At 70.6% G+C, this 23,356-nt stretch carries 16 protein-coding genes; 5 read left to right on the plus strand and 11 right to left on the minus strand.

What is annotated here, in order from left to right; genetic code table 11:
• The first annotated feature begins 21 nt into the window (after positions 1–21).
• The 3 genes from KF796_07785 to KF796_07795 are packed head-to-tail and all read left to right on the plus strand — an operon-like array spanning position 22 to position 2,682.
• On the plus strand, positions 22–291 hold the full coding sequence (locus tag KF796_07785; GenBank protein ID MBX3586529.1) for a hypothetical protein: 270 nt from the start codon (positions 22–24) through the stop codon (positions 289–291).
• A gap of 58 nt (positions 292–349) precedes the next feature.
• Complete coding sequence (locus KF796_07790; protein ID MBX3586530.1) at positions 350–1,501, plus strand: hypothetical protein; 1,152 nt, start codon at positions 350–352, stop codon at positions 1,499–1,501.
• Positions 1,498–2,682, plus strand: a complete 1,185-nt coding sequence (locus KF796_07795) for a HupE/UreJ family protein (GenBank protein ID MBX3586531.1) — start codon at positions 1,498–1,500, stop codon at positions 2,680–2,682. Before KF796_07790 ends, KF796_07795 begins: the two co-directional genes overlap by 4 nt.
• A gap of 8 nt (positions 2,683–2,690) precedes the next feature.
• Here the strand turns inward: KF796_07795 and dinB are convergent, their stop codons facing one another.
• From dinB to KF796_07810, 3 genes are all read right to left on the minus strand, one after another.
• Positions 2,691–3,908 (minus strand): DNA polymerase IV, encoded by a 1,218-nt coding sequence (gene dinB / locus KF796_07800; GenBank protein MBX3586532.1) that lies wholly within the window; start codon positions 3,906–3,908, stop codon positions 2,691–2,693.
• A gap of 76 nt (positions 3,909–3,984) precedes the next feature.
• The gene (locus KF796_07805) at positions 3,985–5,688 is read right to left on the minus strand and encodes a tetratricopeptide repeat protein (protein MBX3586533.1); all 1,704 of its coding nucleotides are present in this window, start codon (positions 5,686–5,688) and stop codon (positions 3,985–3,987) included.
• A 27-nt stretch (positions 5,689–5,715) separates the two neighbouring features.
• Positions 5,716–6,405 carry a TetR/AcrR family transcriptional regulator gene (locus KF796_07810; protein ID MBX3586534.1) on the minus strand — a complete coding sequence of 230 codons (690 nt, stop codon included), beginning with the start codon at positions 6,403–6,405 and terminating at the stop codon, positions 5,716–5,718.
• 61 nt (positions 6,406–6,466) lie between these two features.
• Here KF796_07810 and KF796_07815 point away from each other — a divergent pair, with 61 nt between their 5' ends.
• Entirely contained in the window at positions 6,467–6,817 is a 351-nt protein-coding gene (locus KF796_07815) for a DUF1304 domain-containing protein (GenBank protein MBX3586535.1), read from the plus strand.
• A gap of 578 nt (positions 6,818–7,395) precedes the next feature.
• On the opposite strand, the gene KF796_07820 is transcribed toward KF796_07815, so the two are convergent.
• Positions 7,396–8,544 carry an alpha-hydroxy-acid oxidizing protein gene (locus KF796_07820; GenBank protein MBX3586536.1) on the minus strand — a complete coding sequence of 383 codons (1,149 nt, stop codon included), beginning with the start codon at positions 8,542–8,544 and terminating at the stop codon, positions 7,396–7,398.
• Between the two features lie 95 nt (positions 8,545–8,639).
• Between KF796_07820 and KF796_07825 the strand changes: the two genes are divergently transcribed.
• Positions 8,640–9,767: a hypothetical protein gene (locus KF796_07825; GenBank protein MBX3586537.1), complete on the plus strand. Its 1,128-nt coding sequence runs from the start codon at positions 8,640–8,642 to the stop codon at positions 9,765–9,767.
• A 26-nt stretch (positions 9,768–9,793) separates the two neighbouring features.
• On the opposite strand, the gene pbpC is transcribed toward KF796_07825, so the two are convergent.
• From pbpC to KF796_07860, 7 genes are all read right to left on the minus strand, one after another.
• Positions 9,794–12,007, minus strand: coding sequence for a penicillin-binding protein 1C (gene pbpC, locus KF796_07830; GenBank protein ID MBX3586538.1), 2,214 nt, complete (start codon positions 12,005–12,007; stop codon positions 9,794–9,796).
• Positions 12,008–12,009: 2 nt separating this feature from the next.
• Entirely contained in the window at positions 12,010–17,895 is a 5,886-nt protein-coding gene (locus tag KF796_07835; GenBank protein ID MBX3586539.1) for an alpha-2-macroglobulin, read from the minus strand.
• Between the two features lie 551 nt (positions 17,896–18,446).
• A complete protein-coding gene (locus tag KF796_07840) occupies positions 18,447–19,931 on the minus strand; it encodes a Do family serine endopeptidase (GenBank protein MBX3586540.1) in 1,485 nt (494 codons plus the stop codon).
• Between the two features lie 61 nt (positions 19,932–19,992).
• Positions 19,993–21,363 (minus strand): sensor histidine kinase N-terminal domain-containing protein, encoded by a 1,371-nt coding sequence (locus tag KF796_07845; protein ID MBX3586541.1) that lies wholly within the window; start codon positions 21,361–21,363, stop codon positions 19,993–19,995.
• A complete protein-coding gene (locus KF796_07850) occupies positions 21,360–22,019 on the minus strand; it encodes a response regulator (GenBank protein MBX3586542.1) in 660 nt (219 codons plus the stop codon). Before KF796_07850 ends, KF796_07845 begins: the two co-directional genes overlap by 4 nt.
• Before the next feature lie 77 nt (positions 22,020–22,096).
• Positions 22,097–22,294 (minus strand): hypothetical protein, encoded by a 198-nt coding sequence (locus KF796_07855; GenBank protein MBX3586543.1) that lies wholly within the window; start codon positions 22,292–22,294, stop codon positions 22,097–22,099.
• Positions 22,295–22,318: 24 nt separating this feature from the next.
• A complete protein-coding gene (locus tag KF796_07860) occupies positions 22,319–23,215 on the minus strand; it encodes an SPFH domain-containing protein (protein MBX3586544.1) in 897 nt (298 codons plus the stop codon).
• Positions 23,216–23,356: the final 141 nt, after the last annotated feature.

The raw sequence follows: 23,356 nt of genomic DNA on the forward strand, positions 1-23,356 counted from the left end.
CCAGCCTGAAGGAGCAAGACCATGAAGATGTTTTCCCTCAACCGGCCCGTCCTGGGCGCCGTGGCGGGCGCCGCGCTGCTGGCCGCCTGCGGCGGCGGTGGCGGCAGCCTGCCCGTGGACCCGCTGGTCAGCGGCACCGACATCCCGGTGTCGGCCACCACCAGTTCGGCGGGGGCATTTGCCTTCGTCAACGGCCTGGCCAGTTCCCCTGACAATACCGCTGAACCGCTGACCGTGGGCGATGCCACACTGGCCACCAGCGACACCGACGAACCCGACGCCAGCGTCTGACGCGCGCGGGAACCCCCCGATCGGCGTGCCAGGTGCACGCCGATTTTTTTGGAGAGCCATGTCCGTGACCCGACCGAGCCCCCTGCGTTTGCTGCCGGCCTTGATGGTGGGCCTGCTGGCCGCCTGGCCCCCTGCCCACGGCGCCGGCCGCGACCTGAAGCCCGCCAGCGACAGCCAGATCGTCGAGTCCCTGGGGCCGCGCGTGCGCACCCGCGCGGCCACGCCCGAGGCCGCCGCCACGGCCGCGCGCCAGGCCATCACCCAGGCCCGCGAGCTGGCCGATCCGCGCTACCTGGGCCGGGCCCAGGCCGCGCTCGCGCCCTGGTGGGACCAGCCCGATGCACCGCCCGCGCTCGCGGTGCTGCAGGCCACGGTGCAGCAAAGCCGCCACGAGTTCGCGGCGGCGCGGACCACGCTCACGCGCGCCCTCAAGCGCGACCCTGCGCAGGCGCAGGGCTGGCTCACGCTGGCCACGCTGGAGCGCTTGTCGGGCCGCTACGCCGACGCCCTGGCCGCCTGTGGCCAGGTGGCGCGCGCCGGGGCGCCGCTGTATGCCGCGGCCTGCCAGCTCGAGACCCGTTCGCTGCAGGGCCAGCAGGACGAGGCCCGGCGCGGGCTGGAGGCGCTGCGCCGGCAGGCGCCTGACGCCGCCACCCAGTCGTGGCTGCTCTCGCTGCAGGGTGAAAACGAGGAACGCGCGGGCCATGACGCGGCCGCGCTTGCGGCCTACCGCGCCAGCCTGGCGCTGGGTCGCGACGGCTACACCGCGCTGGCAGCGGCCGATCTGCTGCTGCGCACGGGCCAGCCCGCCGCGGCGCTGCAGCTGCTCGCCAGGGAGCCGGCCAGCGACGCGGTGATGCTGCGCCGCGCCCACGCGCTGAAGCTGCAGGGTGATCCCGCGTGGCGGGCCATGGCCAGCGAACTGCGCGAGCGCTTCATGGCGCTGGACGCGCGCGGCGACGACCCCGCCACCCATGCCCGCGAGCGCGCGCTGGGCGCGCTCTGGCTCGAAAACGATCCGCGCCGGGCCCTGATGGCCGCGCAGCTCAATCTCGGCCTGCAAAAAGAACCGCTGGACTGGTGGCTGGCGCTGCACAGCGCCGACCTGGCCGGCCGCACCGCCGAGCTCGCGGCGCTGCGCGCGGCTCTGGCGCAGACCGGCCTGCGTGATGCGCGGCTGGCCGCATGGCAAGGCGGGAGCAAGCCATGAGCCCGCGGCCCTCACTTTCCCGCTGGCGCGGTGTGCTCGCGGCGCTGGGCCTGGCCCTGGCCTGCTGCGCACCGGCGCAGGCCCACAAGGCCAGCGACGCCTATGCCACGCTGGCCAGCGGGGCGGCCCCGGGCGCCGTGGCGGTGCAGCTGTCGCTGGCGCTCAAGGACCTGGACGCCGCCATCGACACGCTGGACGCCGACAACGACCGGCAGCTGAGCTGGGGCGAGGTGCGCCAGGCCCTGCCCGAGGTGCTGGACTGGGTGCGCGCAGGCGTGACCGCGCGCTGCGACGGCGCCGCGTTGCAGCCGGCCTGGCGCTTCGAGTCCCTGGAGCAGCGTTCAGACGGCGCCTATGCGCGGCTGGTCACCACGCTGCCCTGTGGCCCGGAGCAAACCCTGGCGCTGGACTACCAGCTCATGAAAGACCTGGACCCGACGCACCGGCTGCTGGTGGCGGGCACGGTTGATGGCCATGCGGTGGCCGGCGTGCTGGCGCCGCAGGGCCGCTCCGCGCTGGCCCTGCGCGGTCCCGCCAGCGGCGACGGCGCCGGCGCGCTGCAGGCCTTGCCGCAGACCGGCCCGGCCATCCTGCTGCACTTTTTGCCCGAGGGGGTTCACCACATCGCCACGGGCTACGACCACCTTGCGTTCCTGCTGGCCCTGCTGCTGCCCATCGTGATCGGCCAGCGCGCGCGCGACCGGCTGATGATGGACGGCCACCTGCGCCCGGGCCTGCGCTCGCTGCTGACCACGGTCACGGGCTTCACCGTCGGCCACTCGGTCACGCTGGTGCTGGCGACGCTGGGGCTGATCGCCTCGCCGGGCTGGGTGGAGCCGGCCATTGCCATCACCATCGCGGTGTCGGCGCTGCTCAACCTGTACCCCGTGCGCTGGATCCGCGGCGACGTGCTGGCGCTGGGCTTTGGCCTGATCCATGGCCTGGGCTTCTCCAATGTGATGCGCGAGGCCGGCGTCAGCGGCCCGCTGCTGCCCTGGGCGCTGGCGGGCTTCAACCTCGGGGTGGAAGCGGGCCAGCTGTCGGGCGTGGCAATCTGGTGCGGCTTGCACCTGCTGCTGGTGCGCTGGTCGCAGTACGAGCGCGTGGTGGTGCGGGGCGGCTCATGGGCGCTGTTCGCGCTGGCGCTGTTCTGGACGGTGCAGCGCATCACCGGGGCCTGAGCCGGGCGTCAGAACAGCTGGTCGGTGGCTGTGCCCGAATTTGCTATTGTTTTGCTAGCACGAAGTGGCCGCCGGCTCTGGACTCCAGCCACTTTTTCTTCAAAACTGGCGGCGTCGGCGGCTTTCAGCAGGCTGCCCACGCGCACGCCCAGCAGGCGCAGGCGCTGGCTCAGGTCCACGCGCTTGAGGCATTGGCCCGCGGCCTGGCGGATGGTTTTGGCATCGGCCGTGAAACTGTCCAGCGTCTGGTCGCGCGTGACGATCCTGAAGTTGTCATAGCGCAGCTTGATGCCGATGGTCTTGCCCACATAGCCCTTGCGCTGCAGGTCGCCGGCCACGCGCTGGCACAGGTCGGTGAAGATGGCGCCCAGCTCGGCCTTGTCGCGCACCGCGTGCAGGTCGCGGTCGAAGGTGGTCTCGCGGCTCATCGACACCGGCTCGCTTTCAGTCACCACGGGGCGCTCGTCGCGGCCCCAGGCAGCGTCGTGCATCCAGGCACCGTAGGACTTGCCGAAATGGTCCACCAGCCACTCGCGCGGCCGCGCCGCGATGTCGCCAATGGTCTTGAGCTCCAGCGCATGCAGCCTGATCTCGGCCTTGGGGCCGATGCCGTTGATCTTGCGCACCGGCAGCGGCCAGATGCGCGTCTGCACGTCGCTCTCTTGCACGATGGAGATGCCATTGGGCTTGTTGAATTCGCTGGCCATCTTGGCCAGCAGCTTGTTGGGCGCCACGCCGATCGAGCAGGTGAGCCGCGTGGCCTCAAAAATGCTTTTCTGGATCAGGCGCGCCAGCACGCGGCCGCCTTCGCGCTGGCCGCCGGGCACGTCGGTGAAGTCGATGTAGACCTCGTCCACGCCGCGGTCTTCCACCAGCGGCGCGATCTCGCGAATGATGGCCTTGAACTGGCGCGAGTACCGGCGCACTTCCTCAAAGTCCACGGGCAGCACCAGCGCCTGCGGGCACAGCCGCGCCGCTTTCATCATGCCCATGGCCGAGCCCACCCCAAACTGGCGCGCCGGGTAGGTGGCGGTGGTGATCACGCCGCGGCCCACATAGTCCTTGAGCAGCGGGAAGGCGGTGGCGGGGATCTCGCTGAGCGGCAGGCCCGCGTACTGGTCGCGCAGCATTTCGTCCACCTTGCGCCGGCCCCCGCCGATCACCACGGGCAGGCCCTTGAGCTGGGGGTAGCGCAGCAGTTCGACCGACGCATAGAACGCGTCCATGTCGAGGTGGGCAATGCGGCGCGGCAGGGGGGCGGGAGTCACCGCCCAAGCATAGCGCCGCGCGGCGCCGCCCGCTTCAGCCGGCCTTCAGCACGGCGATGAAGCCGGCCGTGTCGGCGCCATGTTCCTTGCGGATCACGGTGGGCGACAGGTGCAGCACCTGCAGGCCGTGCTGCGCGGCCAGCCGGCGAATGTAGTCGGGCGACTGCGCGTAGCGGCGCGTGGGCTGCAGCACGAAGTCCTGGCCGTCGCTGGCCTCGATTGAAAAGCCGAACAGTCCGCCGTCGCGCAGGCAGCGCCTGACCCCCTCGAACACCGGCTGCAGGTCGCCGATGTAGATGAAGACGTCGGTGGACACCACAAGGTCAAACGGCTGCGCCTGCTGCTGCAGGAATTCGGTCACGTCGCGGCAGACCAGCTCGGTGTACAGGCCGCGCCGGCGCGCGGCCTCGAGCATGCCGGGCGACAGGTCCACGCCCACCAGGCTGCGCGCCAGCGGCTGCAGCAGCGGTGCGCACAGGCCGGTGCCGCAGCCCAGGTCGAGGATGTCGCGCGCGCCGGTGCCAGCCAGCGGCAGCAGCGCTTCATACAGGCGCTCATGGGCCTGGTATTGCAGCTTGCCAACCAGGTGCTCGTCAAAGCGGTCGGCATAGCGGTCGAACAGGCTCACGATGTAGTCGGGCGGGGCCACGGGCGGTGCCGCCTCGCGGCCCATGGCCGCCAGCGCGAACAGGCCGGCCTGCGCATCGCCGCCACAGCGCAGCGCTTCGCGGTAGGACTGCGCGGCTTCGTCCAGCCGGCCCAGTTCGCGCAGCGCGTGCCCCTGGTTGATCAGGGCTTCATGGAAGTCGGGCTTGATGCGCAGCGCCTCCTGGTAATTCTCCAGCGCCTCGGCGTACTGCTCCATCTGGCCCAGCACGTTGGCGCGGCCGTTCAGCGCCTCGAAGAAGCCGGGCCGCAGGTGAAGGGCGCGGTCCAGGCTGGCCACGCAATCGTGCGGCGAGCGGCGCAGGGCCTGCAAGGCAAAGGCGCGGTGCATCAGGGCCTCGGGGTAGTGGGGCCGCAGGCGCAGCGCCTCGTCGTAGTGGGCCAGGGCCTCGTCGAAGCGGCGCGCCTGCTGCAGCGCCAGCCCGTGGTTGAACAGCGCTTCAGGGAAGGCGGGTTGCAGCTCGAGCGCGCGCCGGAAGCTCGCGGCGCCTTCCTCGTGGCGGTCCAGCAGCGTCAGGCTGGCGCCGCGGTTGTTCCAGACGTCGGCGTTGGCGGGCTGCATTTGCAGCGCAAAGTCATAGGTCTGCAGCGCCTCGCCGTAACGGCCCAGGCTGTGCAGGCACTGGCCCCGGTAGTTCAGGGCTTCGACCAGATCGGGCTTGAGGGCCAGCGCCTGTTCAAACGCCTCGACCGCGGGCTCGAAGCGGCCCGCCATGCGCAGCGCCATGCCGCGCGTGAGGTGGGCGCGCGCATGGCCCGGCGACAGCGCAATGGCCTGGTCGCAGCGCGCCAGCGCTTTGTCGTGCAGGCCGAGGTTAACCAGCACCCACGCCAGGTTGGCCAGCGCGTCCGGGTCGCTGGCCTGCAGCAGCAACGAGGTCTCGATCAGGCGCCGCGCAAGGAACCAGTCGCCCTGCTGGCTCACGATCACGCCCAGCAGGTGCGGCACATGCAGGTACGTGGGAAAGGCCTCGAGGATCTGTTCGTACAGCACCCGGGCCTCGGCCAGCTGGCCGCCCTGCTGGAATTCAATGGCTTGGGCGAACGCGGCGTCGGCTTCGGTCTGGTTCATGCGCCTGCATGTTACCCGCGCGCGCAGTCAGCCCGCGGGCGCGCCCGGGCTGCCCGCACCCATCACGGCCAGCACAAAATGGGTCACGGGGTCCGCCAGCTCGGGCAGGGCGGCGGCACCGCGCCGGCGCAGGCAGTCGCGCACCAGTTCCTCGATGCCGCCCACCATGGCCAGCAGGCTCGCATCCGTGACGTGGGGCGCCTGCGGGTCGTCGCGCTCGCGCAGGGCCTGCAGGGCTCGCCACTGCGCCACCCACTGGTCCAGCACCCAGCCGCGCCGCTCCAGCGCCTGGGCGCCCGCGCCCAGGGTCTCCACAGAGAACGCCCAGGTCACCTCGGGCGCCGCGGCCAGCGCCTGCAGGTAGGCGCGGATGGCAACGCGGCTGCGGGCCTGCCAGTCCAGCGCCTCGGTGTCGCGCAGCGCGCGGCGGATGGCGCCGAACAGCGCCTGCATCCCGCGCTCGTAGGCCGCAAGAAAACAGGCCTGCATGTCGTCGAACTGCTCATAGAAGGTGCGCCGCGACACGCCGGCCAGCGCGATCACGTCGGCCACCGTGGCGGCCTTGAACCCCTTGGCCGCCGCGATGTGGCTCATGGCGTCGAGCAGGCGCGCGCGCTGCGAGGCCGTCACCGCTTCCTGGGTGAGCGGGTGGCGCCCGCCGCGCGGCAGCGCGCGCTCGGGCACGGCGGGGCGGGGTGCGGATCTGCTTGCAGCCATCAATGGAAAACGATAACATACCAATCAGAAACAATAATGTTTCTCAAATCAGGAGATTCCCATGATCGCCATCGTGCTGACCGCGCTGGTCGCCTTGCTTCACTTTTACTTTCTGGTGCTGGAGATGTTCCTGTGGGACAAGCCCATGGGCCGCAAGGTGTTCAACACCACGCCCGAGTTCGCCACCGCATCCAAAACGCTGGCGGCCAATCAGGGCCTGTACAACGGCTTTCTGGTGGCGGGCTTGGTCTGGGGCCTGCTGCTGGGCGCGGCAGGCAAGCCCGTACTGATCTTCTTCCTGGGCTGTGTGATCGTGGCTGGCGTGTTTGGCGCGGCCACGGTCAACAAGCGGATTTTCTTTGTGCAGGCGGTGCCGGCATTGCTGGCTTTGGGCGCGTTGTTGATGGGCTGATGCCTGGCTTGGTTGACGGAGGTGTGTGGCGAGGCCGCTTCGCGGCAGGCGGTGCGCGGCGGGGGCTCACACTGGGGCGGTTGGCGCTTTGCGCCAACTGCACTGCGGTGCTCGCTTCGGGGTCGCGCCGCAGAACTCGCTACGCGCGCCTTGCGCGCTGCGCTCAGACAGCTGCGGCGAGCTAGATGACGAAGCGCGCTGCGCGCGCCGACCCCGAAGCTGCGCTCCTCGCCGCCCCAGAGATCGCCCCCGCCGCGCACCGCCTGCCGCGAAGCGGGGAAGTGGCGCGCTACCTGTAGGCGTGCCAACCATGTTTCAGCAAAGGCGTGTACGGCTGGGTCGGGGTGCGCCTCTGGCGCGCCGAGTAGCGCAGGGCTGGCGGCCGCGCGCGCAGCGCGCTTCGTCATCTGACTCGTCGTGGTTGTTTGAGCGCAGCGCGCAAGGCGCGCGTAGCGAGTTCCACGACGGGCCGCCAGCCCGAGCAACGCAGGGGAGTCGCCGAAGGCGACCGCGCCAGTGAAGCATCCCGGCCCAGCCGTACACGCCTTTGCCGCGCAAAGACCCGCAAGCAAAAAAACTCAGAAGCTTCCCGGCAGCAAAATCCCCTTGTCCACCGTGCCCATCTTCGTGTGCCCGCAAAAAGCCATCGAAAGATCCAGCTCCTTGTGGATGATCTGCAAGGCCTTGCTCACCCCTTCCTCACCCATGGCGCCCAGGCCATACAGGAAAGCGCGGCCAATGTAGGTGCCCCTGGCGCCCAGCGCCACGGCCTTGAGCACGTCCTGGCCGCTGCGCACGCCGCCGTCCATGTGCACCTCGATGTCGCGGCCCACCGCATCCACCACGGCGGGCAGCGCACGGATGCTGGACTCGGCGCCGTCGAGCTGGCGCCCCCCATGGTTGGAGACGATCAGCGCGTCGGCGCCCGACTGCACGGCCAGCCGCGCGTCTTCCACGTCCTGGATGCCCTTGAGGATCAGCTTGCCGCCCCAGCGCTTCTTGATCCACTCCACATCGCCCCAGTTCAGCCCCGGGTCAAACTGCTTGGCCGTCCACTCGCTGAGCGAGCCCATGTTTTCCACGCCCTTGACGTGGCCCACGATGTTGCCGAACTGGCGCCGCGAGGTGCCCAGCATGCCCATGCACCAGCGCGGCTTGGTGGCCATGTTGATGAGGTTGGCCAGCGTGAGCTTGGGCGGCGCGCTCAGCCCGTTCTTCAGGTCCTTGTGGCGCTGGCCCAGGATCTGCAGATCAAGCGTGAGCACCAGTGCCGAACAGCCCGCGGCCTTGGCCCGGTCGATCAGGCTTTCAATGAAGGCGCGGTCGCGCATCACATACAGCTGGAACCAGAACGGGTGGTTGCCCGTGCTCGCGGCCACGTCTTCGATCGAGCAGATGCTCATGGTGGACAGCGTGAACGGGATGCCGAACTTCTTCGCCGCGCGCGCCGCCAGAATCTCGCCGTCGGCATGCTGCATGCCGGTCAGGCCGGTGGGGGCAATGGCCACCGGCATGGCCACGTCCTGGCCGACCATCTGCGTGGCCGTGCTGCGGTTTTCCATGTTGACCGCCACGCGCTGGCGGAACTTGATGGACTGGAAATCGGCTTCGTTGGCGCGGTAGGTGCTCTCGGTCCACGAGCCGGAATCGGCGTAGTCGTAGAACATGCGCGGCACGCGCTTTTGCGCCAGCACGCGCAGGTCTTCAATGGTGGTGATGACGGCCATGGGGTGTCTCCTCGTAAGCCTTCGATGCTATCGGTTCCGCCGCGCGCCGGATTGAAGAAATTTTGAACGCGGCGCTTGCGGGCACAATTTTGCTCATGCCCGATGCACCAGCCTACCCGCCCGTTCCGCTGCGCCACGTCATCAACGCCTGGGGCTCGCCCACGCCTTATGGCGTGTCGCGCAGCGACGCCGCCGTGGCCCAGGCCGTGGCCGCCATGCTGCAGCGCCATGTGGTGATGGCCGACCTGCAGGCCGAAACGGGTCGCGCGCTGGCCCGCTGGGCGGGTGCCGAGGCCGGCTGCGTGACCCATTGCACGGCGGCGGCCCTGACGCTCGCTGTGGCGGCCTGCATGGCGGGCGCCGATGGGCAGCGCATCGCGCAATTGCCCGATGCCACCGGCCTGCCGGCGCGGGTGGCGTTGCTCACGGCACATCAGATTCATTACGGCCATGCCTTGACCCAGGCCATCCGCCTCGCGGGCGCGCAGCCCGTGCCCTGCGACTCGCTGGCCGCCCTCGGCAATGCGCTGGACGCCGGCGGTGTGGCGTGCGTGCTGGCCGTGGAGTCGCACTTGGCAGACGGGTCCGGCCCCGCCACCACCGCGAGCCTGCTGGCGCAGGCCCGGCGCGCGGGGGTCCCGCTGGTGCTGGATGCCGCGGCGCAGGACTGGCGTGCCCGCGAGCTGGTGGCGGCCGGCCCCGACCTCGTGCTGCTCAGCGGCCAGAAGTACCTGCGCAGCCCCACGGCTGGCCTGGTGCTGGGCCGCGCCGGACTGGTGGCGGCGCTGGATGCCCAGCACACAGGGATTGGCCGCGCCATGAAGCCGACCAAGGAGGCGCTGGCCGGCGTGCTCGCGGCGCTGCAGGTGCGCGCGGGGGAGCCTGCCACTCACTGGCTGGCGCGGCAGCGGCTCAGGGTGGACCATGTGGCCGCGCAGGCCGCGCGCTGGCCAGGCGTGCGGGTGCAGCGCGAAAGCGACCCGCTGGGCAACGGCTTTGACCGCCTCTGGCTCTCGCTGGACGCCGCCGTGACCGATGTCGATGCGGCGCAGCTGGCGCAGCGCCTGCGCGACGGCGACCCGGTGGTGGCCGTGGCCCCGCACCGGTTGGCGCAAGGCCAGATCGGGCTGGAACTGACGGCCGTGGACGATGACGAACTGCCGTTGCTCTGCCAGTTGCTGGCGCAGGCCCTGGCCGGTGGTGCAGCGGCAGCGGGGCGCTGACGCGGTCGCGGGCTGGCGTGTGCCCGTCAGCGCGGCGCCGGCGGCCGGGCCGCGGCACGCACCCCGGCGCCGCGCACCTCGAAGCGCACCTCGTCAAGCACCTTGCCGCGCGCATCCACGATCTGCGCGGTGTGGCGGCCCGGCCAGGGCAGCCACTGGGCTGTGGCGCCGCGCGCCAAGGGCTTGCCGTCCAGCGTCCAGCGAAGTCCATCGCCCTCGGCCGTGAACTGCAGGCGCTGGCGCCCGGGCGGGATGTCCGGGTCCAGCGCCACGATGGTGCCGGGCGCCGGCGCCGTGATGCGGGCCGCTTCGCCATACGGCGTTTCAGCATCCAATGGGCCGCCAGTCCTTGCCAGGCGGCCCTGAGGTGCTACGTGATCGATAGCAAACAGGTCTTGTTCGGTGCCGCGCAAAAACCATTCGGTTCGCCGGGCCTCAAGCTGGTCGCCAAAGCGCACGGGCCGCTTGACCACACCGGGCGGCGCAGCGGGTGCCCGGCTGGGCTCCCGTGAATGCAGGTAATGCATGAGTGCGGCCCACACAGGCGCCGAGCCGCTGGTGCCGCTCACGTCCCACATGGGCGCGCCGCTGGCATTGCCGACCCACACCGCCACGGTGTAGTGCTGAGACCAGCCCACGGCCCAGTTGTCGCGCATGTCCTTGCTGGTGCCGGTCTTCACGGCGCTCCAGAAGCGGGTGGCCAGCACGCTGTCGGTGCCAAAGGTGTGCGCGCGCGCGTTGGGGTCCGACAGCATGTCGCCCACGATGAAGGCTGCGCCCGCGTCCAGCACCTGCTGCGGCGCGGGCAGAGGCGGCGGGCGCCCGTGGCGCGCGGGCCCGGCCGGCAGCAACGTGGTGGGGCTGAAGCGCCCGCCATTGGCCAGCGTGCGGTAGGCGTTGGCCAGGCTCAGGACCGAGACTTCGGCGCTGCCCAGCGCCAGGCTGTAGCCGTAGTAGTCGCCGCCCTCGCGCAGCGGCAGGCCCAGCGCGCGCAGCTGGCGGCCGAAGGCGTCGGGCGTGACCATGACCAGGGTGCGCACGGCGGGCACGTTGAGTGAGGCCGCGAGCGCGGTGCGGGCCGAGACCCAGCCCTTGAACTGGTGGTCGTAGTTCTGCGGGATGTACAGGCCGCTGGCCGTGGGAATGTGGGTGGGTGCGTCCTCCAGTAGCGACGCTGCCGTGATGCGGTGGCTGGCGATGGCCTGCGCATACAGAAACGGCTTGAGCGTGGAGCCGGCCTGGCGCAGCGCGGTGACGCCGTCCACCTCGTTGGCCTGGCTCAGTGCGCCTGACGAGCCGACCCAGGCCAGCACCTCGCCGGTGGCGTTGTCCAGCACCGCCAGCGCGCCGTCTTCCACGTGGCGGCCCTTGAGCTCGCGCAGGTGGCGCTGCAGGGTGCGCACGGCAAAGCGCTGCAAGGGCGCGCGCAGGCTGGATCGCACGTCGCCGGTTTTGACCAGCTGGCGTGCCACGTGCGGGGCCACGCCCTCGGTGGCGTCAAACGCGCGGCGTTGCAGCGCGCCCGCGGTGAACAGGTCCAGCGCCTCGCAGTCGGCGCGCGCGCCGGCCGGCTGCATGGCCTGCAGCACGCCGCAGGCGCGTTGCGCCACCAGCGCGGGCCGGGCATTGGGCGCGCGCACCAGGGCGGCCGCCACCGCGGCCTCGCGCTCGTCCAGGCCCTGCGCGGCCTTGCCGAACAGGGTGCGCGAGAGCGCGTCAATGCCCACCAGCTCGCCACGGAACGGCACGAGGTTGAGGTAGGCCTCCAGGATCTCGTCCTTGCGCCAGCGCCGGTCCAGCACCTGGGCCGCCACGGCCTGGCCCAGCTTCTGCACCACGCTGCGCCCGCCCGGGCCCTGGCGCCAGTCGCCGTCCACCAGGCCCGCGAGCTGCATGCTCAGCGTGGAGGCGCCGCGCGTGCGGCTGTGCCACAGGTTGCCCCAGGCCGCGGCCGACACGGCGCGCCAGTCCACACCGCTGTGCTCGTAAAAGCGCTTGTCCTCGCTCAGCACAATCGCGTTGCGCAGCGCGGGCGACATGTCGGCCAGCGCCACCCACTGGCCGCGCCGCACCGTGGCGTCGGTGCGCAGGCGCTGCAGCACCTCGCCATGGCGGTCGAGCAGCAAGGCGTCAGAGGGCCTGAAATCCTGCTTGACCTCGTCAAATGCGGGCAGAGTCCAGGCGGGCTGGGCACATCCTGCTATCAAAAGAAGAGCAAAGAGGTGGTGCAAGCGCCGCATGCTCAGCGTCCCGTTCCCACCTTGAGGGCGGCGTTGGGGGCTTCGCCAAACATCTCGGGCGCGTACATCGCCTCGACCCGCGTGGGCGGCAGCGAGAACTCGCCCACATTGTTCAGGCGCAGCGTGTACTCGACCTTGACCACGCCCTTGGGCAGGTACTCGTAGTAGCTGCGGAAGGCCTCGAAGCTGCGCTCCTCGAACACCGGCCAGCCCGCGCCCGAGCGCTTTTCGCCCTGGGTGGCGATCTGCGAGTCGCGGCCCAGCCCGCTGCCCAGCAGGGTGGCGCCGGCAGGCACGGGGTCGCTGATGACCACCCAGCTCATGTCGCTCGCGGCGTTGACCTCCAGCGTCACGCGCAGCACGTCGCCGCGACTGTACTGGCCCGGCGGCAGCGACTTGTCGGCCTGCTCCACGGGGGTGATGCTGCGCTTGATCTGGTAACCCGCGCTGAAGGGCGCCTTGAGTTTCACGGCGGCCATCGACTGCAGCGTCAGCCAGGGCTTGCCGCTGCCCTGGTGCACCACGCCCAGCGTGTCCTTGGCGCCGCCGGGGCCCCAGGGCAGGAACAGGCTGCGGTCGCCGGGCTGGCGCCAGTCGAGCTGGACGGTGCTGCCCCCGAGCGCCGCGCGCGTGGTGCCGTTGACCACCGCGGTCTCGAACCGGGCCGAGAATTTCTCCATGGCCAGCCCGCCCCACAGGTTGGCCGTGGTGGTGGACCAGGCGCCGCGCTGCTGGCGCGCGATGAAACCCGCGGCCAGCCGGCCCATGTCGTCCTTCCAGGCCGGGTCGTCCATCACGGCCAGCATCAGCCGCGCCGTGTTGACGTCGCCATTGGTCATCAGCCACCACCAGTAGTCGTCGCGCTCGGTGCTGAACAGCACGCGCGTGCCCTGCCACGACAGGCGCGAGCGCAGCACCTGCAGGGCCTCGGCCAGCCGCTGCTCGCGCTGCGGCACGTCGGCCACGCGGCGCAGGATGTTGAGCCAGTCGATCACCGCGCTGGTGGGCCACTGGTTGGGCGCGATGGTGATGCTGCCCAGCATGCGGCCCTGGGCGCGGCCGTAGCGCGACAGCGCCTCGAGCGCCGCGAGCTTGCGCACGTCCAGGTCCTTGCGCGGGGCCCAGAAGTTGCGCTCGATGCGGCCCTCGACAAACGCCGTGAGGCCACGCTCCATGGGCGCGCGGGCTTCGTCGGGCAAGGCCAGCGCGGGGTTGAGCGCGGCCGCCTCGTGGCTGGCCGCCAGCAGGTAGGCCGTGAGCACGTCGCTGCCATGGTTGGCGTCGCCGTCACGCGGCGGGAAGTAGCTGGCCAGGCCGTCACTGTCGAGGTAGGTCGGCAACTGGCCCACCAGGGTCTGCCAGAGCTTGATGTCGCGCAGGCCCAGGGCCTTGCTGGTCTTTTGCTCCAGGCAGGCATAGGGGTAGTTGACGAACCAGTCGCGCACGCCCGGCAGGCCGTCGGCCAGCCGCGGCTGCAGCGACAGCCGCAGGCCGCCGCGCCCGGGCAGCGCGTCGGCCGGCGGGCTGACGCCCAGCGACAGCGACTCGTCGACCTGCAGCAGCGTGGCCTGCTGCACCATGAGTGGCACGGCGGGGATGATGCGCTGGCTGGCCTTGACGGCATCGCGCGCGCCGCCCTGTTCGTCGCGGGCCTCGATCTCCCAGAGCAGGGCGGCGGCGCGGGTCTGGGCGAGCTGGTCGGGCGCGGTCACGCTCCAGGCCAGCTCGCGCGACTCGCCGGCCGGAATGTCCAGGCTCTGCGGCGCCAGCGTGAGCAGGGTGGCCCGCGCGCTGGCCTGCACCTTCATGGCCCTGGCCGTGGTGTTGCGCAAGGTGAACTGGGCGCGGAACTGGTCGCCCTCGCGCACCAGCGGCGGCAGGCCGCTGATGATCTGCAGGTCCTGGGTGGCGCGCACGGTGGTCTGGCCGGTGCCAAACAGGCCGGCGGCGGCGTCGGCCACGGCCACGATGCGAAAGCTCGTGAGCGCGTCATTGAGCGGCACCTTGACCACGGCCTGGCCCTGCGCGTCCAGCATCACGCGCGGGCTCCACAGCAGCAGGGTGTCGAGCAGCTCGCGCGTGGGGCTGCGGCCGCCGCCACCGCCGGCCGGCACGGCCTTGCGCCCATAGTGGCGCCGCCCAATGATTTCCATCTGCGCGGTGGAGGTCTCCACGCCCCAGGCGCGGCGCTGCAGCATGGCGTCCAGCAGGTTCCAGCTGTCGTTGGGCATGAGCTCGAGCAGGGCCTGGTCCACCGCGGCCAGCGCCACCTCGGCGTGGGCCGCCGGCTGGCCATTGGGCAGCTTCGCGCTCACGGTGACCGTGGCCGTGCCGCGCACGGGGTAGCTGTCGCGGTCGGCCTTGACGCTCACCGCGAGCTGGTGCGCCTGCGTGCCCACGCGGATCTCGGCCAGGCCCAGGCGGAAGGCGGGCTTGCTCAGGTCCACCAGCGCGGTGGGCGCCACATACTCGCGGCCTTCGTACCAGAAGGCGGTCCACCATTCGCGCGGGGCCTGGTAGCCCCAGGTGAAAAAGCTGTACCAGGGCACCTCGCGCAGCCGCCCGCGCAGCGCCAGCACGCTCACGTACACGTTGGGAGCCCAGTCCTTGAGCACCGGCAGACTGACCGTGGGGTCATCCCCATTGAGCTGCACCACCTGGGTCTGCACGATGCCCTCGCGTTCCACCGCCACCAGCGCGGTGGCAAAGCGGAACGGCATGCGCACCTGGAACTTCGCGGTCTCACCGGGCTGGTAGGTTTTCTTCTCGGGCAGCACGTCGATGCGGTCGTGGTTCTCGCCACCAAACCAGAGCTCGCCCTGGCGCGTGACCCAGACCGAGGCCGCGGCTTGGGCCACGTTGCCTTTCGGGTCCTGGGCCGTCACCACCAGCTCGACCTCGCCGGGCTCGCCCAGCTTGGCTTCGCACAGCAGCAGACCGCGTGCGTCGCTCTTGCCGCTGCAGACCGTGCCCAGGTCCTTGAGCTCGGTCTGGTTGTCGTAGCTGTAGAAGCCGCCCACCATGCGCTTGCGGCTGGTGGTGGTGATGCGCGCCAGCGCCTTCACGCTGAGCGGCGTGCCGGCCGCCGCATGGCCGCTCAGGTCCAGCGCCAGCGCCTGGAAGCGGACTTTCTGGCTGGCCGAGACCCAGCCCTCGGTCTTGAGGCCCGCCACCACGGCCGCGGGCCACAGGGTGGTGCTGCTGCGCAGGGTCTGGATCTCGCCGTTCGGGTCGGCGTAGCTGGCTTCCAGCAGCAGGTCCTGCGGTTGGCGCGCGGCGGGCAGCTTCTCGATGCGGGTGTGGCCGGTGCCGTTGCGGTCCAGCGTGAGTGGCAGCTTGTCGGCCACCACGCGCTGGTCCTGCGAGGCCGTGGCTTCTTCCTCGCCTTCCGCGGATGCGGCGCGCGCGGGGCGCGGCGGGCTGAAGCTGAAGCCGTCGTAGTCGGCAAAGTCCGGCACCTTGTTGCGCAGCAGCGCCGATACCCGCACCGGCAGGTTGCCCGCGGGCCCGCCCGACACGTAGTTGACCTGCACGTCCACCGGGACATCCACCACGTTGACCAGCGCGCCCTTGGTGCCAGGCGTTACCCGGCCTTCGAGCACGGGCAGGCGGAACTCCTCCACGCGGAACTGCCCGGTGGGCAGGACGCGGCCCCCCTCGGCCGTGGTTTGCAGCGCCACCTCGTAAAGGCCAAGCTTGGCCGCGGGGGGCACCTTGAACTCGCTCTCGGCGCTGAGCCCACCGCTGGGCGTCTTGCGCCACTGCAGCGGCTGCGTGATCTTCTGCCCGCTGCCCACATGCGTGATGGCCATGAAGGCCGGCGGCGTGGCGGGCAGGCCAAAGCCGTCGCGGGTCTCGGTGCGGATCAGGTGCTTCATGCCGACGCTCTCGCCGGCGCGCAGCAGGGTGCGGTCGAACACGGTGTGGGCCCGCTCGTCGGGCCGGGCCTCGCGGCTGGTGGGCACATTGAAGCGCCAGGGCTCGATGCCGCGGTACCAGTCGCTCCAGGTGAAGGCCATGTCGTCGGCCGCGTCGCCACGGCCCGCGGGCGCCGTCTTGCCCCGCGCGCTGATGAAATAGGCGCTGCGGTAGTCGTCGTCCTCGCCCTGGCGCGCGCAGGGCGGCGGCTCGGGCGCCAGGTCCTTGAAACTGGCAATGCCCTGGGCGTTGGTGGTGGCCGTGGCCAGCGACTTGCCATTGCAGTCCGACACCCGCACCACCGCGCCATCCACCGGCTGGCCCTTGTCCAGCGTGGTGACCCAGGCCAGCGCGTTGTCGCGTCCGAGCTTGAAGTGCACGCCCAGGTTGGTCACCAGCACCGAGGTGCGGACAAACATGGTGCGCGGCGAGCCCAGCCGCGCGTCCAGCAGCGAGGCACCGAGCAGCGACGAGGCGATCTCCACCACATGGAAGCCCGGGGTCAGCGGGATGCCGACCACCTCGAACGGGCGCGTGGGCGCATTGGCACCGGCCGCGACCGGCTGCGGCAGGTTGAGCGTTTTCACGTTGCCCTGGCCCGCCAGCAGCGACACCGTGCGCGACTGCACGCGGTCCTTGTCGTTGGGGTCGAGCACGCGCGGCAGCGGCGCCTTGACATCGGTGGTGGCCTGCTTGCGCGTGACGAAGAAGTCGTTGTAGCGCTGCACCTTGCGGAACCACGCGATGATGGCGGCGTCGCTCTCGGGGCGCAGGTCACTGACCTGGGCGGGCGCCAGCGCGCTGAGCTGCAGCGCGGGCTCGACCCGGCGCAGCGTCACGGGCAGCACCGGCGGACCGTCGGGCTCGGCGTAGCGCTCCACGATGCCGAACGGCGCCGCCGCAAACTTGGCCAGCGGCGGCATCGGCCCGGTCGCCACCTTGAGCGGAAAGCTGGCGGCGTTGGACAGCTCGCGGCCCGAGGCGTCCTTGAAACCGCCGGGCAGCTCCAGCGTGAATTGGGTCTGCTCCGGCAGGCCCTTGGCAAAACTGATGCTGTTGACCAGCGCGTCGCCGGCCTCACTGTCATTGTCCAGCGCGGGCTGCAGGGTTTCGGTGGCCGACTTGAGGCGGATGCCCTGGGCCAGTTTGCGCGGCACCGGGGCGTTGAAGGTCAACGAGAGCGGCCGGATGGGCAGGCAGGCTGCCTGCGCGTTTTCGCGCTCGCAGCTGAAGCTCGCGGTGAAGGGCTCGCGTACCTGGAAAGTGAAGCGCCGCTCCACGCTGTTGGCCACGCCACCGGGGGTGGCCACGCCCTTGCCGTACACCAGCTGCACCTTGGCCGCGGCGGGCAGGCGCCGGTTGCAGGCCAGCGTGGCAATGGCCAGCGGCGACTTGTCGGCTGCCTTGTCCAGTCGCAGCGACTTGAGCAGGGCCGCGCGTTCGGCGCCGGCCACCATCTTCACGGGCACGCGCTCGCCCAGGCCTTCGACCGAGCACCACACGTGGTCCTGCAGGCTGGCCAGCGTGGCGGGGCCGTTGAGCTGGAGCACGAAGTACTGCTCTTCGTCGATGCGCTGCCAGGTGCCCGGCCGCATGAGCTGGACGAAGGGCCCGCCGGTGCTGAACGTCCACTGGCGCGCGGCCAGCTCGGCGCCGGCCGGTGACTTGAAGCCGGCGCGCGGCTGCACCGTGCAGCGCACGCCGGGGGGCAGGTCGCCGGCGAAGTCAAACGCCCATTCGCGGTCGCTGAGCCAGCGGCCCGTGCCCTGGGTGCTCTGCACATCGCTGCAGCTCAGGGCCAGCGGCGCGGGGGCCTTGGGGTCGCCGAACGTGACGGCGGCGGTATCGAATTTGGCCACCAGCTGGCGGACCTTGGCGACCTCGCCTTGCGGCGAGAGGCTGATGACCTGCAGGGCCTGGGCCTGGAATGCGGCTGCGGCGATGAGCGCGGCGGTAATGGTTCTGGCGATTCCGGTGATCTGGGCCACGGCTTTCCTCCTGTGCAGTAGGGGAGGTTAGCACTGCAGTGTGTTTCCATTCGTTGCGCGGGTTGCCTGTGGCGCGCGCCTCGCGGCCAGGGCACCCCTGGGCCTGCCAGCCCACGCCGCAGCCCCTTCGGGGGAGCCGCTGCAGTGCCCGGATTTGGCATGGTCTCCGTTCGCTTCGTATGGATCACGCGGCCAAATCCTTCGCGCTTCGCGCCTGCGGCTCAGACGGGCTGGCAGGCCCAGGGGTGCCCTGGCCACGAGGGGCATGTTTGATCCGCAGGTGTGAAGCGCGGAACGGGCCCCGTGTGATTTGTGCGAAGCGCACGGAGGTCATCTCCAAGCCGAGTTTGCAACTGCCCGAAGACCCGGCCGGTCATGCGTCCGAGTCCGGCCACGCCCAGGCTGCTGCTCGACATTGACGCCATCATCCACGCGTACCAACCCATGGCCGGGTGTGAGAGTGCATGAAAAAGCCCCTGGGTCCGTAAGGACGCAGGGGCTTTGATGCCAGGCCACCAAGGGCCTGGCCCTGGTCAGCCGAGGTTGACCGGCACAAAGATCTTGTTGTCACCGCGCTGGATCAGCAGCGCCACCGATTTGCCGGACTTGGCCACCATGGCTCGGACCTGGTCGATGCTCTGCACCGGGGTGCCGTTGATGGCCAGCAGCACGTCGCCCGACTCCACGCCGGCCGAGGCGGCGGCGCCGCTGGCGTCCTCCACCAGCAGGCCGCCGGACACGCCGGCCTGGCGCTTCTCGCCGGGCTGCAGCGGCCGCAGCGCCAGGCCCAGCTTGCCCTGGCCCGGGGCACCGCTGTCGGCCACGGTGTCGGGCTTGTCGCTCAGGCCGCCCAGCGTGGCCACCACGTTCATGCCGCCGCCCTTGCGCCAGATGTCCAGCTGCACCTTGTCGCCGGGCGAGGCCAGGCCAATGAAGGCCGGCAGGTCGCTGGACGACACGATGGGCTGGCCGTTGATGCGCTGGATCACGTCGCCGGGTTGCAGGCCGGCGCGGTCGGCGGCGCTGCCCTTGCTCACACTGGCCACCAGCGCGCCCTCGGGCTTGGACATGCCGAACGACTCGGCCAGCGTCTGGTTGACCTGCTGCACCGCCACGCCAAGCTGGGCATGCTCGACCTTGCCGTGGGCCACGAGCTGGTCCTTGATCTTGCCGGCCACGTCGATCGGGATGGCGAACGACAGGCCCTGGTAGCCGCCGGTCTGGCTGTAGATCTGCGAGTTGATGCCGACCACCTCGCCGCGGGCGTTGAACAGCGGGCCGCCCGAATTGCCGGGGTTCACGGCCACATCGGTCTGGATGAAGGGCACAAAGCTGTCGTCGGGCAGGCTGCGGCCCTTGGCACTGACCACGCCGGCGGTCACGGTGTTTTCAAAGCCGTAGGGCGAGCCAATGGCCAGCACCCATTCACCGACCTTGAGGTCGCTGGTCTTGCCAATGGCGACCACGGGCAGGTTCTTCGCATCGATCTTGAGCACCGCCACATCGGTCTTGGGGTCGGAGCCCAGCACCTTGGCGCGGAATTCGCGGCGGTCGGTGAGCTTGACCGTGACCTCCTTGGCGTCGCGCACCACGTGGGCATTGGTCAGGATGATGCCGTCGGCGCTGACGATGAAGCCCGAGCCCTGGCCATGGGTGGGCACTTCGCGCGGCTGCATGCGCCCGGGTTGGCCTTGCTGGAAGCGGCGGAAGAATTCGAAGAACGGGTCATTGCCAAACGGGTCACCGCGCTCGGCCCCGGCGTTGTAGGCGGTTTTGGTGGTGCCGGTGACGCTGATGTTGACCACGGCCGGCCCGTAGCGCTCGGTGATGCTGGAAAAATCAGGCGCGGTCACCAGGGCTGGCGCCGCCGCCACCGCTTGGCTCACGGCGGGCGGAAGCCCCAGCGCGTGGGCGTGCCGGCTTTCAATGAAGGTGGCGCCGGCGCCACCGATCACGCCCGCCGCCACCAGGGACAGCACCAGCCGCGAGGTCTTGAGGGAAACAGTATGCAGGGTCATCGATCGCTCCTTGTAGTTGATCCGGATGAACCAACTATCGCGCGCCGACCTTAGACAGACCTTAGACCGGATGGGCGGAAGGGTCGGGCAGAAAACGCACCTGCACCTCGAGCCCGCCCAGCCGCGCCGAGGAGCCGAGCGTCACCCTGGCGCCATGCTGCTGCGCGATGGCGCGCACGATGGCCAGCCCCAGGCCGCTGCCCCCGCTGGGGCTGCGGCCGGCCGCATCGGGGGCCCGGTAGAAGCGGTCGAAGACCCGCTCGCGGTCTTCGACCGCGACACCCGGGCCGCTGTCTTCGACCGTGAGCACGGCGGCCTGGGCGTCGCGGCGCAGGCCCACATCCACCTGGCCGGGTGCGGGCGTGTACTTGATGGCGTTTTCGATCAGGTTGCGCAGCAGCATGCGCAGCGCTTCCGCGTCGCCATGCACCGGCAGCGGGTCGGTCATTGCCCCGGGCGCCAGGCCCAGGTCAATGCCCGAGGCCTGTGCCAGCGGCAGGGCGTCGCCCACGGCCAGGCGCACCGCCTGCTGCAGGTCCAGCACGGTGGTGCGGCCGGGCTGGGCCGTGCCCTCGGCGCGCGCCAGGGCCAGTAGCTGTTCGACCATGCGGATGGCGCGGTCGATGCCCTGGTTGAGCCGGGCCACGGCGGCCTCCTGGGCCGCCGGTTCAGGGGGGCTGGCGTCGGCGCGCGGGCGCAGGGCCTGGGCCTGCAGCTTGAGCGCGGCCAGCGGGGAGCGCAGCTCATGGGCCGCATCGGCCACGAAATTCTGCTGGGCTTCAAAGGCCGAGCGCACGCGCCCGAACAGGCCGTTGAGCTCCTGCACCAGCGGCCTGACTTCGTCGGGCAGGCCGGCCTCGGCCAGGGGCGAGAGATCGTCGGCCGCGCGCGCGGCCACCTGCCGCCGCGTGCGTTCCACGGGCGCCAGGGAGTGGGTGACGACCCAGCCCACCACCAGCATCAGCAGCGGGGCCAGCAGCGCCACGGGCAGCACGGCCCGCACCGCGAGCGCGCGGGCCCGGGCGTTGCGCGCGCTCATGTCCTGCGCGATCTGCACCGTCTGCAGCGGGGTTTGCACGGTGTAGACGCGGTACGCGTTGCCCTGCACCGTGAGGTCGGAAAAGCCCAGCACGGCGCTTTGCGGCAGCAGCGAGCGTGGCGAGCGGAACAGGCGCACGCCGTCGGGGCCCCAGATTTGCACCAGGAAGTCCACGTCGTCGTCGGCGTCCACGCCCGGGGGCAGTTGCCGCAGGTAGCCGCTGCGCATGGAATGCGCCATCTGCTGCAGGTGGTAGTCAAACATCGCATCGGCCTGCTGCAGCGCGCCGCGGTAGGCGCCCACGCCCTGCACCGTGGCAAACAGCGCGATGCTGGCCAGCAGCAGCAGCAACAGGCGCCGCCGCAGCGAATGGTGGGTGAGCGAAGGCGTCATGCGCGCGGCACCAGGTAGCCCAGCCCGCGCACGGTCTGGATCACGTCGGGGCCGAGCTTCTTGCGCACGCCGTGGATGTAGACCTCCACCGCGTTGCTGCTGACCTCGTCCTTCCAGCTGAAGAGCTTCTCCTCGAGCTGGGCCCGCGAGAACACCACGCCGGGGCGCGCCAGCATGGGCTCGAGCACGGCCCATTCGCGGCCCGACAGCGACACCGGCGTGCCTTGCACGGTGGCTTCGCGCGTGGCCGGGTTCAGGCTCACGCCGTTGTGCTCGAAGGCCGGCCCGGCCTGACCCGCGCCACGGCGCAGCAGCGCGCGGATGCGGGCCTGCAGTTCGTCGATGTCGTAGGGCTTGACCACGTAGTCATCGGCGCCGGCATCCAGCCCGGCGATGCGGTCGCCCACGGCGTCGCGCGCGGTCGCCACCAGCACCGGCAGCGTGCTCTTGCGCGCGCGCAGGGCGCGCAGCACCTGCAGGCCGTCGCGCCGGGGCAGGCCCAGGTCAAGCAGCATCAGGTCATAGTCCTGCGACGCCAGGGCCGTGTCGGCCATGGCACCGTCGCGGACCCAGTCCACGGCATAGTGGGCGCCGCGCAGTGCCTCCAGCACGGCTTCGCCGATCATGGTGTCGTCTTCGACGAGCAGCAGTCGCATCGTTCGTTCCTTGTGGAACGATGATACGGCGCGCTGCTTAGGCGGGGCTGAAGGGGCGCGCGGCGGGCGGCCGAGGTTCAGGTGTCGGTCTCGCCCGGGGGCGCGCCGTCGCCCGGCGGGGCGGGCAGCCGGCCGCGCCGGAGTAACGCTTCACGCAGCAGGAATTCCACCTGTGCGTTGGCGCTGCGCAGTTCCTGTGCGGCCAGGCGTTCGATCTCGGCCCAGAGCACGGGGTCGATCCGCAGGGGGAATGATTTTTTGCCCGGGCTGGCCATGGGTGGAACGGTCCGCTGCGGGCCTCAGGTGTACAGCGTGCCGGTGTTGATGACGGGCTGGGCATCGTTGTCGGAGCACAGCACCACCAGCAGGTTCGACACCATGGCGGCCTTGCGCTCGTCGTCGAGCACCACCAGGTTGCGCTCGGACAGCCCCTTGAGCGCGGCCTCCACCATGCCCACGGCGCCGGCCACGATCTGGTGTCTTGCGCTGACGATGGCGGTCGCCTGCTGGCGGCGCAGCATCACCTGGGCAATTTCTGGCGCATAGGCCAGGTGGGTGAGCTTGGCGTCCAGCACTTCGACGCCGGCAATGCTGAAACGCTCGTTGAGTTCGTCCTTCAGCGCATTGGCGACGATGTCGAGCCCCGCGCGCAGCGTGGTCTCGTCCGCCGCGAGGTCTTCTCCACTGTCATAGGCATACAGTGTGGCCAGGTGGCGGATGGCGGCCTCGGCCTGGATGCTGACAAACCGGGTGTAGTCGTCGATCTCGAACACCGCCTGCGCCGTGTCGCGGACTCGCCAGACCACGGCCGCACCGATCTCCACGGGGTTGCCCCGCTTGTCGTTGACCTTGAGCGGCGGGGTGTTGAGGTTGCGCGCGCGCAGCGAGATTTTCCGGCCGCTGAGCAACGGATTGGTCCAGCGCAGGCCTTCCGAGCGGTCGGTGCCTTCGTATTTGCCGAACAACGTGAAGATCACGCCCTCATTGGGCTGGAGCATGTACAGGCCAGGCAGCAGGGCCGCGCCGGCCAGGATCAGCAGCACACCCAGGAAGGCTGGCGCCTGGTGCCGGATCAGGACCAGCGCGCCAGCGCCGACAAGCAGCAGTGCGACCAGTGTCATCACATACCCGCCCGCGGAGCGGTAGCGGGTTTCTTTTCGCCCGCCAGGGGGCGCGATAGTTGCCGTAGCAGTCATGAAGGCCTCCGATAAAAGTGATATCACTTTAATATCGAAATGCCATCGAGTCAACTGTATTCGCGCCGCGCCAGGCTTTTGGGGTCAAATTGGCCGGGAGCCCTTGCTCCGCGGCCACCAAGCGCTACTAAATCAGTAGCA

This window comes from Ramlibacter sp., from assembly GCA_019635435.1.
GTDB lineage: Bacteria > Pseudomonadota > Gammaproteobacteria > Burkholderiales > Burkholderiaceae_C > JAHBZM01.

What these genes read in the sequence shown, in the direction of transcription:
- KF796_07785 (MBX3586529.1), top strand. Translation starts at nt 22, where the DNA reads ATGAAGATGTTTTCCCTCAACCGGCCCGTCCTGGGCGCCGTGGCGGGC.
- KF796_07790 (MBX3586530.1), top strand. Translation starts at nt 350, where the DNA reads ATGTCCGTGACCCGACCGAGCCCCCTGCGTTTGCTGCCGGCCTTGATG.
- KF796_07795 (MBX3586531.1), top strand. Translation starts at nt 1,498, where the DNA reads ATGAGCCCGCGGCCCTCACTTTCCCGCTGGCGCGGTGTGCTCGCGGCG.
- dinB (MBX3586532.1), bottom strand. Translation starts at nt 3,908, where the DNA reads ATGGACGCGTTCTATGCGTCGGTCGAACTGCTGCGCTACCCCCAGCTC.
- KF796_07805 (MBX3586533.1), bottom strand. Translation starts at nt 5,688, where the DNA reads ATGAACCAGACCGAAGCCGACGCCGCGTTCGCCCAAGCCATTGAATTC.
- KF796_07810 (MBX3586534.1), bottom strand. Translation starts at nt 6,405, where the DNA reads ATGGCTGCAAGCAGATCCGCACCCCGCCCCGCCGTGCCCGAGCGCGCG.
- KF796_07815 (MBX3586535.1), top strand. Translation starts at nt 6,467, where the DNA reads ATGATCGCCATCGTGCTGACCGCGCTGGTCGCCTTGCTTCACTTTTAC.
- KF796_07820 (MBX3586536.1), bottom strand. Translation starts at nt 8,544, where the DNA reads ATGGCCGTCATCACCACCATTGAAGACCTGCGCGTGCTGGCGCAAAAG.
- KF796_07825 (MBX3586537.1), top strand. Translation starts at nt 8,640, where the DNA reads ATGCCCGATGCACCAGCCTACCCGCCCGTTCCGCTGCGCCACGTCATC.
- pbpC (MBX3586538.1), bottom strand. Translation starts at nt 12,007, where the DNA reads ATGCGGCGCTTGCACCACCTCTTTGCTCTTCTTTTGATAGCAGGATGT.
- KF796_07840 (MBX3586540.1), bottom strand. Translation starts at nt 19,931, where the DNA reads ATGACCCTGCATACTGTTTCCCTCAAGACCTCGCGGCTGGTGCTGTCC.
- KF796_07845 (MBX3586541.1), bottom strand. Translation starts at nt 21,363, where the DNA reads ATGACGCCTTCGCTCACCCACCATTCGCTGCGGCGGCGCCTGTTGCTG.
- KF796_07850 (MBX3586542.1), bottom strand. Translation starts at nt 22,019, where the DNA reads ATGCGACTGCTGCTCGTCGAAGACGACACCATGATCGGCGAAGCCGTG.
- KF796_07855 (MBX3586543.1), bottom strand. Translation starts at nt 22,294, where the DNA reads ATGGCCAGCCCGGGCAAAAAATCATTCCCCCTGCGGATCGACCCCGTG.
- KF796_07860 (MBX3586544.1), bottom strand. Translation starts at nt 23,215, where the DNA reads ATGACTGCTACGGCAACTATCGCGCCCCCTGGCGGGCGAAAAGAAACC.